13 protein-coding genes are annotated in these 14,251 nt (G+C 68.2%); 6 read left to right on the top strand and 7 right to left on the bottom strand.

The features are described 5' to 3' along the window. The first annotated feature begins 54 nt into the window (after nucleotides 1-54). Nucleotides 55-657: a gluconokinase gene (locus tag ACFE65_RS02175; RefSeq protein ID WP_375380691.1), complete on the top strand. Its 603-nt coding sequence runs from the start codon at nucleotides 55-57 to the stop codon at nucleotides 655-657. Here the strand turns inward: ACFE65_RS02175 and ACFE65_RS02170 are convergent. Then, nucleotides 635-1,252: a flavin reductase family protein gene (locus tag ACFE65_RS02170; protein WP_375380690.1), complete on the bottom strand. Its 618-nt coding sequence runs from the start codon at nucleotides 1,250-1,252 to the stop codon at nucleotides 635-637. The two genes, ACFE65_RS02175 and ACFE65_RS02170, sit on opposite strands and share 23 nt — an antisense overlap. 67 nt (nucleotides 1,253-1,319) lie before the next feature. On the opposite strand from ACFE65_RS02170, the gene ACFE65_RS02165 reads away from it, so the two are divergent. After that, nucleotides 1,320-2,567: a class I SAM-dependent methyltransferase gene (locus tag ACFE65_RS02165; protein ID WP_375380689.1), complete on the top strand. Its 1,248-nt coding sequence runs from the start codon at nucleotides 1,320-1,322 to the stop codon at nucleotides 2,565-2,567. 18 nt (nucleotides 2,568-2,585) lie between these two features. On the opposite strand, the gene ACFE65_RS02160 is transcribed toward ACFE65_RS02165, so the two are convergent. Further along, nucleotides 2,586-3,023, bottom strand: a complete 438-nt coding sequence (locus ACFE65_RS02160; protein WP_375380688.1) for an EF-hand domain-containing protein — start codon at nucleotides 3,021-3,023, stop codon at nucleotides 2,586-2,588. A gap of 133 nt (nucleotides 3,024-3,156) precedes the next feature. Here ACFE65_RS02160 and ACFE65_RS02155 point away from each other — a divergent pair, with 133 nt between their 5' ends. Further along, nucleotides 3,157-4,389, top strand: a complete 1,233-nt coding sequence (locus ACFE65_RS02155) for an argininosuccinate synthase (RefSeq protein ID WP_375380767.1) — start codon at nucleotides 3,157-3,159, stop codon at nucleotides 4,387-4,389. A 154-nt stretch (nucleotides 4,390-4,543) separates the two neighbouring features. Next, nucleotides 4,544-6,271, top strand: coding sequence for a hypothetical protein (locus ACFE65_RS02150; protein WP_375380687.1), 1,728 nt, complete (start codon nucleotides 4,544-4,546; stop codon nucleotides 6,269-6,271). A gap of 122 nt (nucleotides 6,272-6,393) precedes the next feature. Here ACFE65_RS02150 and ACFE65_RS02145 read toward each other — a convergent pair whose 3' ends face one another. After that, nucleotides 6,394-8,064 carry a hypothetical protein gene (locus ACFE65_RS02145; protein WP_375380686.1) on the bottom strand — a complete coding sequence of 557 codons (1,671 nt, stop codon included), beginning with the start codon at nucleotides 8,062-8,064 and terminating at the stop codon, nucleotides 6,394-6,396. A gap of 236 nt (nucleotides 8,065-8,300) precedes the next feature. Between ACFE65_RS02145 and ACFE65_RS02140 the strand changes: the two genes are divergently transcribed. Continuing rightward, nucleotides 8,301-9,986: a hypothetical protein gene (locus ACFE65_RS02140; protein WP_375380685.1), complete on the top strand. Its 1,686-nt coding sequence runs from the start codon at nucleotides 8,301-8,303 to the stop codon at nucleotides 9,984-9,986. On the opposite strand, the gene ACFE65_RS02135 is transcribed toward ACFE65_RS02140, so the two are convergent. Further along, complete coding sequence (locus ACFE65_RS02135) at nucleotides 9,970-11,139, bottom strand: GNAT family N-acetyltransferase (protein WP_375380684.1); 1,170 nt, start codon at nucleotides 11,137-11,139, stop codon at nucleotides 9,970-9,972. The two genes, ACFE65_RS02140 and ACFE65_RS02135, sit on opposite strands and share 17 nt — an antisense overlap. Nucleotides 11,140-11,762: 623 nt before the next feature. On the opposite strand from ACFE65_RS02135, the gene ACFE65_RS02130 reads away from it, so the two are divergent. Next, the gene (locus tag ACFE65_RS02130) at nucleotides 11,763-12,419 is read left to right on the top strand and encodes a hypothetical protein (RefSeq protein WP_375380683.1); all 657 of its coding nucleotides are present in this window, start codon (nucleotides 11,763-11,765) and stop codon (nucleotides 12,417-12,419) included. A gap of 355 nt (nucleotides 12,420-12,774) precedes the next feature. On the opposite strand, the gene ACFE65_RS02125 is transcribed toward ACFE65_RS02130, so the two are convergent. The 3 genes from ACFE65_RS02125 to ACFE65_RS02115 are packed head-to-tail and all read right to left on the bottom strand — an operon-like array spanning nucleotide 12,775 to nucleotide 14,245. After that, complete coding sequence (locus ACFE65_RS02125) at nucleotides 12,775-13,263, bottom strand: RidA family protein (protein WP_375380682.1); 489 nt, start codon at nucleotides 13,261-13,263, stop codon at nucleotides 12,775-12,777. Beyond that, a complete protein-coding gene (locus ACFE65_RS02120) occupies nucleotides 13,260-13,952 on the bottom strand; it encodes an HAD family hydrolase (protein ID WP_375380681.1) in 693 nt (230 codons plus the stop codon). Before ACFE65_RS02120 ends, ACFE65_RS02125 begins: the two co-directional genes overlap by 4 nt. Further along, the gene (locus tag ACFE65_RS02115; RefSeq protein ID WP_375380680.1) at nucleotides 13,949-14,245 is read right to left on the bottom strand and encodes a DUF3572 family protein; all 297 of its coding nucleotides are present in this window, start codon (nucleotides 14,243-14,245) and stop codon (nucleotides 13,949-13,951) included. Before ACFE65_RS02115 ends, ACFE65_RS02120 begins: the two co-directional genes overlap by 4 nt. Nucleotides 14,246-14,251 lie beyond the last annotated feature (6 nt).

Raw genomic sequence — 14,251 nt, 5'->3', positions numbered from 1 at the left:
CCCTGTTCGTCCGAGTGCTTGGCTCGGCGGAACGATCCGTGGCAAGGCGGCGCGATGGGATCGATCGTGGTGATGGGCGTGTCCGGCGCCGGCAAGACTCAGGTGGCGACCGCGCTCGCCAAGCTGCTGGACCGGCCCTTCTGCGAGGGCGACGCGCTGCACCCGCCCGCCAACATCGCCAAGATGAGCGCCGGCATCGCGCTGACCGACGAGGATCGCTGGCCGTGGCTCGACAAGGTGGGCGCGTGGCTGGCGGCCAACCCGGAAGGGATCGCGACCTGCTCCGCGCTCCGCCGCGTCTATCGCGACCGCATCCTGGCGCTGGCGCCCGCGACCCGTTTCGTCATGCTCGACGTGCCCGAGGCGGCGCTGCGCGACCGGATGATCCATCGGCCGGGCCATTTCATGCCCGTCAGCCTGCTCGACAGCCAGCTCGCGACGCTGGAGCGGCCGGGGGCGGACGAACCGGCGGTGACCGTGGCCGAAGCCGGCGATGCACACGCCACCGCCGTCGCGATCGCCGAGGCGCTGTTTGAGGCGGCACCGGCCCGCTCCCCCGCCCCACCTCCCAGTCAGGATAATGTCTTGGGAGGCGGGGCGGGGGAGCGGGCCGGTGCCGCCTCACCGATGCCGATCAACCCGGCCGGCGCAGCTTGAAGAGGCTCTCGGCCGTGACCTCGAAATAGTCGGCCGGGCCGCCACCGCGCGTGATCGGGCGCGGGCGTGCGGTCTGGTACACGCCGTCCTCCAGCATCGCCGGGTCGATGTGGATCATCACAGCCTCGCCCAGCACCATGTGCTGGTCTAGTCCGCGGCCGTCGGCGGCGTGGAGCTGTACCACCTGCGTCACCCGGCACTCGAACTGCACCGGGCTGCGTGCGACGCGGGCGGGCGCGACGAGCGTTGAGGGCAGGCGTTCGAGCCCGGTCAGGGCGAACTCGTCCACTTCCGGGCCGAGCATTGCCGAACTGTCGTTCATCGGTTCGGCGAGCTCGCGCGTCACCAGGTTCCACACGAACTCACCCGTCGCCTGCGCGTTGGTGAGCGAGTCCTTGCCGCCCGACGAGGCGAAACCGATGATCGGCGGGCGATAGTTGAACAGGTTGAAGAAACTGTACGGCGCGAGGTTGGCGACGCCATCTGTCGACAGCGTGCTGATCCAGCCGATCGGGCGCGGCGCGACGATCGCGTTCAGCGGGTCGTGCGCCAGCCGGTGGCCGCTCGACGGCTCGTAGCTGTGCCAATTGATCATGCTGATTTTCCGATTGCGAGAGGCTTCGACTAGCGCGAACGCGCGACGGACGGTAGCAGACGCCCGCATGGCGCTGATCGATGTTTTCCTGCGCCGCGCAGTGAAGCGCGGCACGCTGACCCTCCTCCGCCCGAACGCGGCGACCGTGACGTTCGGCACCCCCGACGCGGCCTTCCCCGACGTCACGCTGCGCTTCGCCGACACAGGGGTAGCCGGCGCGATCGTACGCAATCCAAGCCTTTCGGCGGGCGAGCTGTACATGAACGGGCGGATGATCGTGGAGGGCGGCGAGGCGATGGACCTCGTCCGCCTGCTGACCGCCAACGACCCATGGGAGGGCGGCACCGACAATCTGAGCTCGTCGCTCGGCTGGCGGATGCTGGGCGCGGTGCGGCACCGGCTCGGCCGGATCAACATGGAACGGCGATCGCACCGCAACGTCGCGCATCATTACGACCTGTCCGACCGGCTCTATTCGTTGTTCCTCGACGAGGACCGGCAATATAGCTGCGCCTATTTCCGCTCCCCCGACGATACGCTGGAGGAGGCGCAGAGCGCCAAGAAGGCGCACATCGCCGCCAAGCTGGCGATCCGGCCGGGCATGCGGGTGCTCGACATCGGCTGCGGCTGGGGCGGCATGGCGCTGTACCTGCACCGGCATACGGGCGCCGAGGTGCTGGGCATCACCCTGTCGCAGGAGCAACTGAAGGTCGCGCGCGCCCGCGCGGAGGCGGCGGGCGTCGCCGACAAGGTGCGGTTCGAGCTGATCGACTACCGCAAGGTGGAGGGCACGTTCGACCGCATCGTCTCGGTCGGCATGTTCGAGCATGTCGGGCCGCCGCAATACCGCACCTTCTTCCGCCAGTGCCGCAAGCTGCTGACACCCGACGGCGTCATGCTGCTGCACACGATCGGCCGGCTGGGCGGCCCGGGCGTCACTGACGACTATACCGCCAAGTACATCTTCCCCGGCGGCTACAACCCCGCGCTGTCGGAGATCGTGCGCGCGAGCGAGCCGACGCGGCTGTTCCTGACCGACGTCGAGGTGCTGCGGCTGCATTACGCCTACACGCTGCGCGAATGGTACCGTCGCACCGTCGCGGCGAAGGAGCAGATCGTCGCGCTGTACGACGAGCGCTTCTACCGCATGTGGACCTGGTACCTCGCCGGCGCGGCCTGCGCGTTCGAGAACGGCTCGCTCTGCAACTACCAACTGCAATATTCCCGCAGCCGCACCGCATTGCCGATCGTGCGCGATTACATGACGGCGGACGAGGCGCGGCTGATGGGTGCTCCTCCCGTCATCTCCACGTAGGCGGGAATGACGGCCAGTCTACCGCCTCGCCGTAGGCGGCGTCGGTCCGTGTTTCGCCGCCGCGGCGCGCTCGGCCGGGCTGATGACGCCGTCGTGGTTGGTGTCGTAGCGATCGAACGTCTGCATCATCATCGCCTCCGACTCGGCCAGCGAGATGCGGCCGTCGTGGTTGGTGTCGGTGCTGCGGAACCACAGGTCGGTCAGCTGGCGCGCCTGCTGACGGGTCAGCGGATGGGTCGCGCTGGCCGTCTTCATGTGGTCGAACCGCGCCTCGACCTCGGCCCGGCTGAGCGACCCGTCATGGTCGAGGTCGGTCGCGGCGAACTCGCTGCGCACCAGGGCGAGCGCTCCGGCGCGGTTGTTCTGTGCGGCGGCGGGCAGCGCGAGGACGGTGCCGGCCAGCGCGAGCGCAGATAGGCCGGCCAGCGCCAGCGCGGGAGGAATGCGGATCGTCATGCCCGGCCGCTACCGCCGGGAGGCTGCACGCCCGCTGAACATCGCTGGAGGCCGTTCTGCCTCCACGCTCGCGCCGGAGTTGCGTCCGGCGGGGGCGAGCCGTAAGCGCGCCCGCATGCCCGATACCCAGACCATGCCCTATTTCTCCGCTGCCGGCGGCATCTCCAAGGTTGTCCTCGCCTATTCAGGCGGGCTCGACACCAGCGTGATCCTGAAATGGCTGCAGCAGAATTACGGCTGCGAGGTCGTCACCTTTACCGCCGACCTCGGCCAGGGCGAGGAGCTGGAGCCCGCGCGCCATAAGGCGGAGCTGCTGGGCATCCGACCTGAGAACATCTTCATCGAGGATCTGCGCGAGGAGTTCGTGGCCGACTACGTCTTCCCGATGATGCGCGCCAACGCGCTGTATGAAGGGCTGTACCTGCTCGGCACGTCGATCGCGCGGCCGTTGATCGCCAAGCGCCAGGTCGAGATCGCGCGCCAGGTGGGCGCCGACGCGGTCAGCCACGGCGCGACCGGCAAGGGCAACGACCAGGTGCGGTTCGAGCTCGGCTATTACGCGCTCGCTCCCGACATCAAGGTGATCGCGCCGTGGCGCGAATGGGACCTGACGAGCCGCACCAAGCTGATCGAGTTCGCCGAGGCGCACCAGATCCCGATCGCGAAGGACAAGCGCGGTGAATCGCCCTTCTCGGTCGACTCCAATCTACTCCACACCTCGTCCGAAGGCCGCGTGCTCGAGGATCCGTGGGAGGAGGTGCCGGATTACGTCTTCTCGCGCACGGTGAACCCGGAGGACGCGCCCGACAACCCTGAGACGATCACGATCGACTTCGAGCGCGGCGACGGCGTGGCGCTGAACGGACAGGCGATGAGCCCGGCGACGCTGCTCGCTGCACTCAACGATCTCGGCCGCAAGCATGGCATCGGCCGGCTCGACCTCGTCGAGAACCGCTTCGTCGGCATGAAGTCGCGTGGCATGTACGAGACGCCGGGTGGCACCATCTACCACCTCGCGCATCGCGGCATCGAGCAGCTGACGCTCGACCGCGGCGCCGCGCATCTGAAGGACGAACTCGCGCCGCGCTACGCCGAGCTCATCTACAACGGTTTCTGGTTCAGCCCCGAGCGCGAGATGCTTCAGGCCGCGATCGATCACAGCCAGGAGAAGGTGACGGGTACCGTCCGGCTGAAACTGTACAAGGGCAACGTCGCCGTCACCGGCCGCAAGTCGCCGCACTCGCTCTATTCGGAGAAGGTGGTGACGTTCGAGGACGACCAGGGCGCCTACGACCAGCGCGACGCGGCCGGCTTCATCAAGCTGAACGCGCTCCGGCTGCGGTTGTTGGGGCGGCGGGATCGGTGACGAGCCTCGATCGCCCCACCCGTCACCCCAGCGGACGCTGGGGTCTGTTCGACGGATGAACCGCCACTCGAAGCGATCCCAGCGTCCGCTGGGATGACGGCGATAGGGCGGCGGGCATAACTCGCCGTTAACCACGCGGCTATAACCTGGCCGCGTGAGCACCCGCGCATCCGGACCGACTGGCGGCCTCAAGGGCGACATCGCCGCCGCCGTCGCGCTCGCTGCCGTGCTGGGCGTCGGCTGGACGATCCGCGATTGGCCGGCGCTCTCCACGCTCCGCCTGCCCGACACCGACGACGTGATGCGGCTGCAGCAGGTGCGCGACTGGTTGGGCGGCCAGCGCTGGTCGGACCTTACCCAGCATCGGCTTGGCGCAGCGGGAAGCGGAGGCGTGCCGATGCACTGGTCGCGCCTTGCCGACCTCGGCCCCGCCGCGCTGATCGAGGGGGCGATGCCGCTGGCCGGGCGTCACGCCGCCGAGCTTGCCGCGGTGATCGTCTGGCCGATCGCGCTGTTCGCGCTGGCGCTGACGCTCGTCGCACGCATCGCCCGCACCGTGGCGGGGCCGGGGCCGGCGCGCACCGCCGTCGTCGTCGCCGCGGTCGCCTATCCCGCGACCACCATCTTCCTGCCCGGCCGGATCGACCACCATGGATTGCAGCTCGCGCTGCTGCTCGGCGCGCTGCTGGCGACGATCGGCGCGCCGACGCTGCGGCGCGGCCTCGCCGCGGGCGGCTGCGCGGCGGCGAGCCTGGTGGTCGGGCTGGAGACCGCGCCGCTGCTGGGCGTGCTGGGCGCCGCCGCGGCGGCCTGCTGGGCGTCGGGGGAGACCGGAGCGGAGCGCCGCCTCGTCGGCTGGGCCGTCGGCGCGCTCGCCGGGCTGGCGATCGGCCGCGTCGTGTTCGCGCCCGACGCCTTCGCCTATCCCGCCTGCGACGGCTTCACGCTCGACGCCTGGCGCGCCGCGGCGGTGGCCGGGGCGGGCGCGTTGGTGCTCGGCGCGGTTGGGCTCGCGCGTCCTCCCGTTCCGCTCCGGCTGCGGTGGATCGCCACGATCCTCGTCGGCGGCGGCGCGGCTGTGGCGGCGGTCGCGGTCTCGCCGCGCTGCCTCGCGCCCTATGGTGCCGTCGATCCGCTGCTCGTCCGGCTGTGGCTGTCGCACGTCGGCGAGGCGCAATCGCTGGTCGCCGCGCCCATCGCCACCGCGATCGGCTATGCCGGCGTAATGCTCGCCGGGCTCGTGGCGACGCTCTGGCGGGTGCGCACGGCACCCTCTCGCGCCTGGGCCACGCTGCTCGCGGTGCAGGTCGCCACGTTGCTGGTGACGGCGATGCAGCTGCGCGGTGCCTATGCGGGCGCGATGCTTGGCGCACCGGCGCTCGCCGCCGCTATCGTCGCCGCGCGGGCGCGATCGGCACTGGCGCTGGCCGGCACGTGGCTCGCCTCGGCCGGGATGCTCTACCCGATCGCCGCCGCGGCGGGCACGCGTGCATCGGGCGGAGCGGCCGACACCGGCTGTTCGGCCCCGGCCGTCATCGCCCGGCTCGCGGTTCTGCCCCCTGGCACGTTGCTTGCCCCGATCGACACGGGCGCCTGGGCGATCGCGGCCACACGCCTGCGGCTCGTGTCGGCTCCCTATCATCGCGACAACGCGGGCAATCTCGCCGCCTATCGCTTCTTCCTTGGCCCGTCGGGCGACGCTGGACGTCCGCTCGTCGACGCGTGGAACGTCCGCTACGTGCTGGCTTGTGACGGCGATCTGTCCGCAATGGGCGCGGGCACCGCGACCATGGCACGTCGGCTCGCGACCGCGCACCAGCCGCGCTGGCTCATGCCGCTGCCCGCACCGGCCGGCGCACACCTGTATGCCGTGCGGCGATGATGGTCGTACCCGCCACTGTTCCTTGAAGGGCATATTGTCGTATCGGTCGGCCGCGTAGGCAAGTTCGTGCGTGTACATGGCCGCGCGTGCCCTACGTCAGGCCCGACTTCGGCTGGACGGAGCTACCGCGGCAGCGGCACCGGGCGGCCGCAGTGCAGCTTCGCCAGCAACGCACGCCGGCTTGTAAAGGCGAACGCCGGTTCCTCGCGCCCGAGCGGCGGAAGCACCCCCAGGGCGCGGGTCTGGCTGGCGTCAAGGACCATGACGCGCTGGTGGCGGCACATCGTGACCAGCTGGTCGCCATCGACCTCCGCCAGATCGAGGAGCAACGGACGGCTCAGGCGATCGTCGATCCGCACGATGTCCTGGACGAAGGCGGCGTTCCGCGCGTCGACCAGCACGATGTCGGCCGGCGCAGACTTCGCGAGGCGATAGACCGCCGCATAGGGGCGGACGAAGGCGTGCGACATCCAGAAGCACAACGGCATCGTCAGGCCGATCGCGATCGCGACGCTGCCTCCCAGTATCGAGGCCCGCAGCGGTGCCTCGGGATGCTGGTCGTTCCAGCGGACCCAGCCTTCCGCCGCCAGGAGACAGAAGCAGGGGAGAAGGTGATGAAGATACCGATAGCCGTATCCGTGTGCCTGATAGACCATCGTGACGAGCCCAAAGGCACAGGAGAAGCGCATCGCCCAGAAGATGGTCGGCCGTCCCCGACCGTCCCGCCGCGGGCGCGCGCCAAACGCCGCGAGCGGCAGAAGCAGCACATTCTGCCAGGCGACGAACCGGACGAGGCTGTTGATCGGCTGCCACTCGCGCAAGCGCCTCACGATCGACACCGTCCAGCCCGGCAGGGATTGCGCGAGCACGACGGGTTCGGTCGGGATGCCCATGACGCCACTGAGCAGATGTCCGTAGCCGATCTTCCAGGCCAGCAACGAACAGGCCAGCGCCGCGCCATAGGCCATCGCCACCCGCCACTGTCCGGTCCGGTACAGCCACAGGACGAATCCCGAGGCGAAGATCAGGTGGAACTGAAGCTCGTGAAGCCCGACCGCCGCAAAGCCGATCAGCATGGCCGTCCCGTGCCCCAGGCGACCGCCGCGCACGAACTGCCATAGCCACAGCGCGCTCAGCGCGAATTGTGCGGTCATGGCATAGGCGGACATCGCCATCACCAGCACCTGCGAGGAGGTCAACGCCAACACGACGGCGACGGTCGCTGCCTGGGGCATGTCCGGCCAGAGCCGACGCGCCGACGCCCAGAGCGCGCCCGCACCCGTCGCCAGCAGGATCGGGCCGGCGAGCCAGCGATCGCCCAGCCACGCAGCCGCCGCGCGCAACGCCGAGTTGACCGGCAGATAGGGCGAGACCCACCAGCCGCGATCCATCCATCCATCTGCCCAGAGCGGCATCATCGGCCGGGCGATCGGCGCCAGCGCGGCCGGGATGGCCTGCCCAAGCCGCCCATGGCCGAAGTAGTTGGTGGCCAAGTCGGCCAGCTCTTCGTCGCGCGACAGCGGATAGTGTTCGAGCAGAAGCCCCGCGCCGACATAGGCGATCACGGCCGCCGCCGCGATCGCGGCAAAGACCGCATAGTCCGGAAGTACCGGCTCGCGGCCACCAGCAGGGATCAGCGACAGTCCGGCCAATCCGACGATGCCGATCGTCAGGAGGAAAACGTCCTGGTGGAAGAGATACCAGCGGGGGATCGACGGCGGCATCGCCAGACCGATGACGCCCATCGCCACCAGCAGAAGCAACGCCAGCCGAACCGCACTGGCCCGTAACATGCCCGTACGCGCATTCGCCATGGGCGAACCGGCGCGGAAAGTCGTGATGGGCAAGGGCTGATGACCTCTTTGAAACGAGCACGGCGACGATCGTCCACAAACGTTGCGATCTCGTTCACTACGATCCAGCGTTCCGGGGCCGGGATGATCGGCTTCCCTGCGGTCGGTGCCGTACCGCGGGCGCGCCGCCTCGCGGCGCTTGTCGATGCCCCCCTGCCGGCGCTAGGCAACGGAAGATGAATCCCGCGCCGCCGCTTACCTCACGCCTGGAGGGGAGACCATATTGGTGGCAGACGCGCCGGTTCGTCGCAGTCATGGCGCTGCTCGCGATCGTGCCGCTGCTCCGTCCGGTCATCCCGCCGCTGGTCGATCTGCCCGGCCACATGGGCCGCTACCGCGTGCAGCTCAGCATTGCGGACCAGCCGTGGCTGGCGAACTGGTATGATTTCCATTGGCAGCTGATCGGCAATCTCGGGCTGGACCTCGCCGTGATCCCGATGGCGAAGCTGTTCGGGCTGGAGCTGGGCGTCAAGCTGATCGTGATGGCGATCCCGGCGCTGATCGTCACCGGCCTCCTGTGGATCGCGCGGGAGGTGCACGGGCGCATCCCGGCGACGGCGCTGTTCGCGCTGCCGCTCGCGTACAGCTATCCGTTCCAGTTCGGCTTCGTGAACTTCATGCTGTCGGTCGCGCTGGCGCTCAACCTGTTCGCCTGGTGGCTGCGGCTCGCGCGGCAGGGGCGGCTCGGCTTTCGCGCCGCGCTGTTCGTGCCGCTCTCCTGCGCGTTGTGGGTGTGCCACACCGTCGGTTGGGGCATGCTGGCGGTCTTCGCCTTCTCCGCGGAGATGATCCGCCAGCATGATCGTCTGTTCGGCGTCGCCACGCCAGGGACTCGTGTGCCGTGGCGCCTTGGCGATTTGCGCCGGTGGGGCATCGCCTGGATCCGCGCGGGCATCGGCGTCGTCCCGCTCGCGCTGCCGCTCGCGCTGATGGCGCTGTGGCGGTCGGGGGAGCATGTCGGCGGCCAGACGTTCGACTGGTTCAACTGGCAGGCCAAGTTCCAGTGGCTGCTGATGGTGCTGCGCGACCGCTGGATGGCGTTCGACGTCGCCTCCACCGCGGTGCTGATGCTGATCCTGTTCCGCGGGTTCCGCGATCCCGCGATCGAATATTCGCGCCAGCTGGGCCTCGCGGCGCTGTTCCTGCTGGCGGTGTTCCTGCTGCTGCCGCGCGTCGTGTTCGGATCGGCCTATGCCGACATGCGATTGGCGCCGTTCGCCATCGCGATCGCGGTGATCGCGATCCGACCGCGGCGTGGCCTCTCGTTCCGCGGCGCGAGCACGCTGGCGGTCGCGGGGCTCGTCTTCGTCGTCGTGCGGATGGGCGCCACCACGGTCAGCTACTGGATGTTCGCCGACAGCTATTCCCGCCAGCTCGCCGCACTCGACCATCTGCCGCCCGGCGCGCGGCTCGTCAGCTTCGTCGGCGAAACGTGCCACAACCAGTGGACGATGTCGCGGCTGGAGCATCTGCCCGCGATCGCGCTCGAACGCCGGCTGGCCTACACCAACGACCAATGGTCGATGGCCGGCGCGCAACTGCTGACGACGCGGTATCGCGCGGCGCAGCGCTATGCGCACGACCCGTCGCAGATCGTCACTTCCGTCCAGTGCCCGCGCGAATATTGGCGGCCGATCTCGCGCAGCCTGGCGCGCTTTCCGCGCGACGCGTTCGATTACGTCTGGCTGATCCGCGTGCCGTCCTACGATCCCGCGCTGGAACAGGGGCTGGTGCCGGTGTGGCGGAGCGGCGAGCCGGGCGCGACCGGATCGAGCGCGCTGCTGAAGGTGGACCATGCGATCCCGCCGCCGGCGATGCCCGACAACATCCGCCCGCCGGCGCGGATCATCCCCCGCGCTTGAACGGCGTCATCTCGCCCAGATAGGCCTGGTCGCTCTCGACGGACGCGCGCTCGCGCACGACGAAGTCCGCCACCGCGCGCCGGAATCCTGCGTCCGGGATGTAATGCGCGGACCAGGTCGGCACCGGCGCATAGCCGCGCGCGAGCTTATGCTCCCCCTGCGCGCCCGCCTCCACGGTCGCCAGCCCGCGCGCGATCGCGGCGTCGATCGCCTGGTAATAGCATAGCTCGAAATGGAGGAACGGCACCTCCTGCGCGCAGCCCCAATAGCGGCCGTACAGCGCGTCCGCGCCGATCAGGTTGAGCGCACCGGCGATGGGCCTGCCGCCGCGCAGCGCGAGGATCAGGAGCACCTTGTCCCCCATCGCTTCGCCCAGCATCGAGAAGAAGGGGCGCGTCAGATACGGCCGGCCCCATTTGCGGCTGCCCGTATCCTGATAGAAGCGCCAGAACGCGTCCCAATGGCCCTCGGTGATCGCCGCGCCGGTCAGGTGGACGACCTCAAGCCCCTCGACCGCGGCGGCGCGTTCCTTGCGGATCGCCTTGCGCTTGCGGCTGGCGAGCGCGGCGAGGAAATCGTCGAAGCTCGCATAGCCCTCGTTGCGCCAGTGGAACTGCGTCCCCTCGCGCACCAGCCAGCCCGCCGCCTCGAACGTCGGCAGCTGGTTGGGCGCGACGAACGTCGCGTGCGCGCTCGACAGGCCGTGCTGATCCACCACCGCCTCGATCCCCGCGAGCAACGCGGGCGCCGCCGCCCTCCCTGCGTCGTCGTCGCGCAGCAGCAGCCTGGGGCCAGGCACGGGCGTGAACGGCACCGCGATCTGCAGCTTGGGGTAATAATCGCCGCCTGCCCGGCTCCATGCGTCCGCCCAGCCGTGGTCGAACACATATTCGCCCTGGCTGTGGCTCTTGGCATAGGCGGGCACGACCGCGGCCGGGCGCCCATCTGCGCCGTCGACCACGATCGGGATCGCCTGCCACCCGGTGCGCGCGCCGACGCTGGCGGACCGTTCCAGCGCGTGGAGGAAGGCGTGGGAGACGAACGGATTGCCGGCCCCGGCGCAGGCATCCCACTCCGCGGCCGCGATCGAGCCGACGCCGTCGGCGAGGCGGGCAGTGACGGTGGCTGAGGGAGGGATCGACGATCGGCTCATCGTTGCCGCATGTAGAGGTTTGGAACGGGATGCGCGATGGGAAAGCGCGGTCGCGGGGTCGGTGTTCCTGGACCTTCCAAGGCGGACAAGGCCAGTTGAGACAGGTCTCCGTCGCGCTCTCATGCAGGGAACCGCGGGATCCAAATCGGCAATCCGCGAGCCCGAAAGCAGCCATTCGTCAGGCGCGATCCTTCCCGTTTCCCATCTCCGAGCGGCAATTGCGGGAAAGAGCAATCGGGAACAGATTTTGCGAAAGCAGTCGCGCTCGCCGGCTGTCGGCGCAATCGGCGCGACGACTGTCTCGCTATAAGTTCATTTGTGGGAACCCAAAAGCGGCAGCGTCGATCGCTATGAGTCGATTGTCGCCATCCTGCCACAATCTCCGAGTTTAATCTCACGATCACTAACTAGATGGGAAAGGACGGCTGTTGCGATCGCCTCACCTCCTGCCCGCACTTGCCGCGGTTTTCGCTTGTGCTTCTCTACATGCTCAGTCAGCTTCCAACAAAAGCCTATCTCTCGCGGCAGTATCTCACAATATGTGCGCTACCCCGTCTGGATGGTCTAAGCCGTTCACTTACGTTTATCACTTTCGCAATGGCGCAACTCTTGTGTTCATAGGGGTGGAGCATACCGAAAACCAAGAGGACGATACGCACCTACAAATCAAAGCGGCATTTGATAAATACAAACCATCGTTTGTTTTGGTCGAGGGAACCTCCGCAACAAAGAGCGTCTTTGAATGGTATCGCGACGCGCTCGCAAAGGATGCCAAAGAACGCACAGAAGATGGGCACGCATCCGAGAACCTATATGCGGTAAAACTTGCTGCTGATGCTGGGGCTAACTTCTCGGGTTGGGACTTCAGTCCGGATCAGGACTATAAAGTCCTGGTTGATGACGGATACACGATCAACGACGCGCTTGGCGCGCATCTTCTCCGGTCGCATATCAATCCCTTTTCCGTAGAGGGCAGCGGGCGAGATGTAGAGCGACAAATACGCTATGCTTCGACTGTAAGGCCAGTTTCAAGCTTTGATTACACAGCTTGGTACAGGAATAATTATGGTGAGACGGTCGATCTGAATAACGGAACACCATGCGGTAATGGGATAGGAAGTAAAATCATTGATGACTTAAGCTATCGGCGAAACTTGAACATGGTTTCTCTGATAAATAGCCATGCTCTACCCGGTCGGACAATTCTTGTTGAAGCCGGAGCGAACCATTGGCTAGCGCTCAAGGACTGGCTCTACTCGCGATCAATCTCAGAACGTTAAACGCAGCGCACTCAGTTTGTGACTGACCCGCTCATACTAAATCCGAGCCCGAGCGGGTCGGGGCGCGATTACCTTATTCCCGTTTCACCATCCTTTTCGGGAAAGGCAGCCACGCCATGTATGATCTACTATCTGCACGACGTCGCCAAAAGCTGCTGGACCGCTCGCCGCCAGAATCAGACCTATGGTGTCGTGACTGCTTGGGATGTTGGAACTGCCATGACACCTTCAGGCCGCTCTTTCGCATCTTACGTCCTGCATCCTCCGCGCACGGCTTCGGCCGCAGCGCCGCGACGATGCGTTTTGGTGTTACCTACTGTTACCTACTTTTGCTTGGGCGGGATAATCGCCCCGCTCAATCCAGCGCCGACGCGCTTAGTTCGACGATCGCGTCGACCTCCACCGCGGCGCCCAGCGGCAGTACGGGCACGCCCACCGCGGAGCGGGCGTGGCGGCCGGCGTCGCCGAACAGCGCGACCATCAGTTCGGACGCGCCGTTCGCCACCTGCGGCTGCTGCGTGAAGTCGGGCGCGGAGTTGACGTAGACGCCGAGCTTCACGATTCGGCGCACCCGCCCGAACCCGCCGAGCGCCGCCTTGATCTGCGCCGCGACCATCAGCCCGCACAGCCTGGCGGCCTCCTGCCCCTCCTCGAGGCTCAGCCCCTCGCCCAGCCGCCCGGTGACGAGCGCGCCGTCCTTGAACGGCAACTGCCCCGACAGATGGAGCAGCCCGCCCGCCTCGACCGCCGGCACATAGGCGGCGACGGGGGCCGCCGCCTTGGGGAGCGTCAGGCCGAGGTCGGCGAGCGCGCGCTCGACATGGTCGGCAACAGGGTCGGTCATGCGGGGGCTCCATCATGCGCGGGTACAGGCGTCAAGTCGGGCTTCGGGTCGGGCGCGGGCACGCCGTCGGCGAAGCGCGCCGCGATCCAGTCCCGCGCGTCACGCCAGTCGTCGATCCGCGCATGGGCCGCGGGCGCCGGCGGCACGTTCGGCGCGAGGCTCGGCTCCGACACCATGTGCAGCCGCCACACGCCCGGCGCATGGCGCGCGACCGAGTCGTGATGCACCGCCAAGTCGTCGACGAACACCGTCACCGGCGCTTGCCCGCCCTCCGTATGCTCCGCGACCAGCGCGGCGACCGGTGCGCCCTTGCCGCCCTGGTTGGTCTCGACGCGCACCGCGATGCCGTGGCTCGCGAGCTGTTCCGCCCGCGGCAGGCGGCAAGCGTCCGACACGTTGGTCAGCACCACCACGTCCGCGCTCTCGCGCAACGCGGCCAGCGCCTCGGCGGCGTGCGGCACCAGCGTCTGTCGGTGCATCTGGCCGGGGAAGAAGCCGCCGAGCAGCGCCCACATCTCCTCCGCGGCGGGCGTGCTGCCGTCGGCCTTGGTCATCGCGGTCATGAAATCGTGGTGACCGATCCGGAAGTCGATCGCATGCTCCTCGTCCAGCCAAGTCGAGAAATGGCGCACCATGTGGAGCAGCACCTCGTCGCAATCGGTGACGAGCAATGGGCGGGGATTGGTCATGCGTCCTCCAGCACGCCGCGCGCGGCGACCAGCAGCTCGGGCGGACGGCCGAGTTGCGCGGCGCAGGCGACGAGGTCGGGCTCGTGTCCTTCGAGAAAGCCCAGCACCGCGGCGAGCACCGCCGGATCACCGGCGCGCGCCTTCAGATCCTGCGGGCTCAGCCCGGTCAGGTCGATCAGCCGCAGCGCGCGGGCGGGCTCGGCGAGCGTCCAGACCAGCGCGCGCAACCCCAGCTCCGACGCGAGCACCAGCGCCTCGCCCTCCTCATTCCCGGTTTCTTCCGTCGCCGCCATCGCCTA

It is taken from the genome of uncultured Sphingomonas sp. (assembly GCF_964237335.1).
Lineage (GTDB): Bacteria > Pseudomonadota > Alphaproteobacteria > Sphingomonadales > Sphingomonadaceae > Sphingomonas.
Note: the sequence above shows the minus strand (reverse complement) of the source record. Positions and strands in the feature narration are given on the sequence as shown.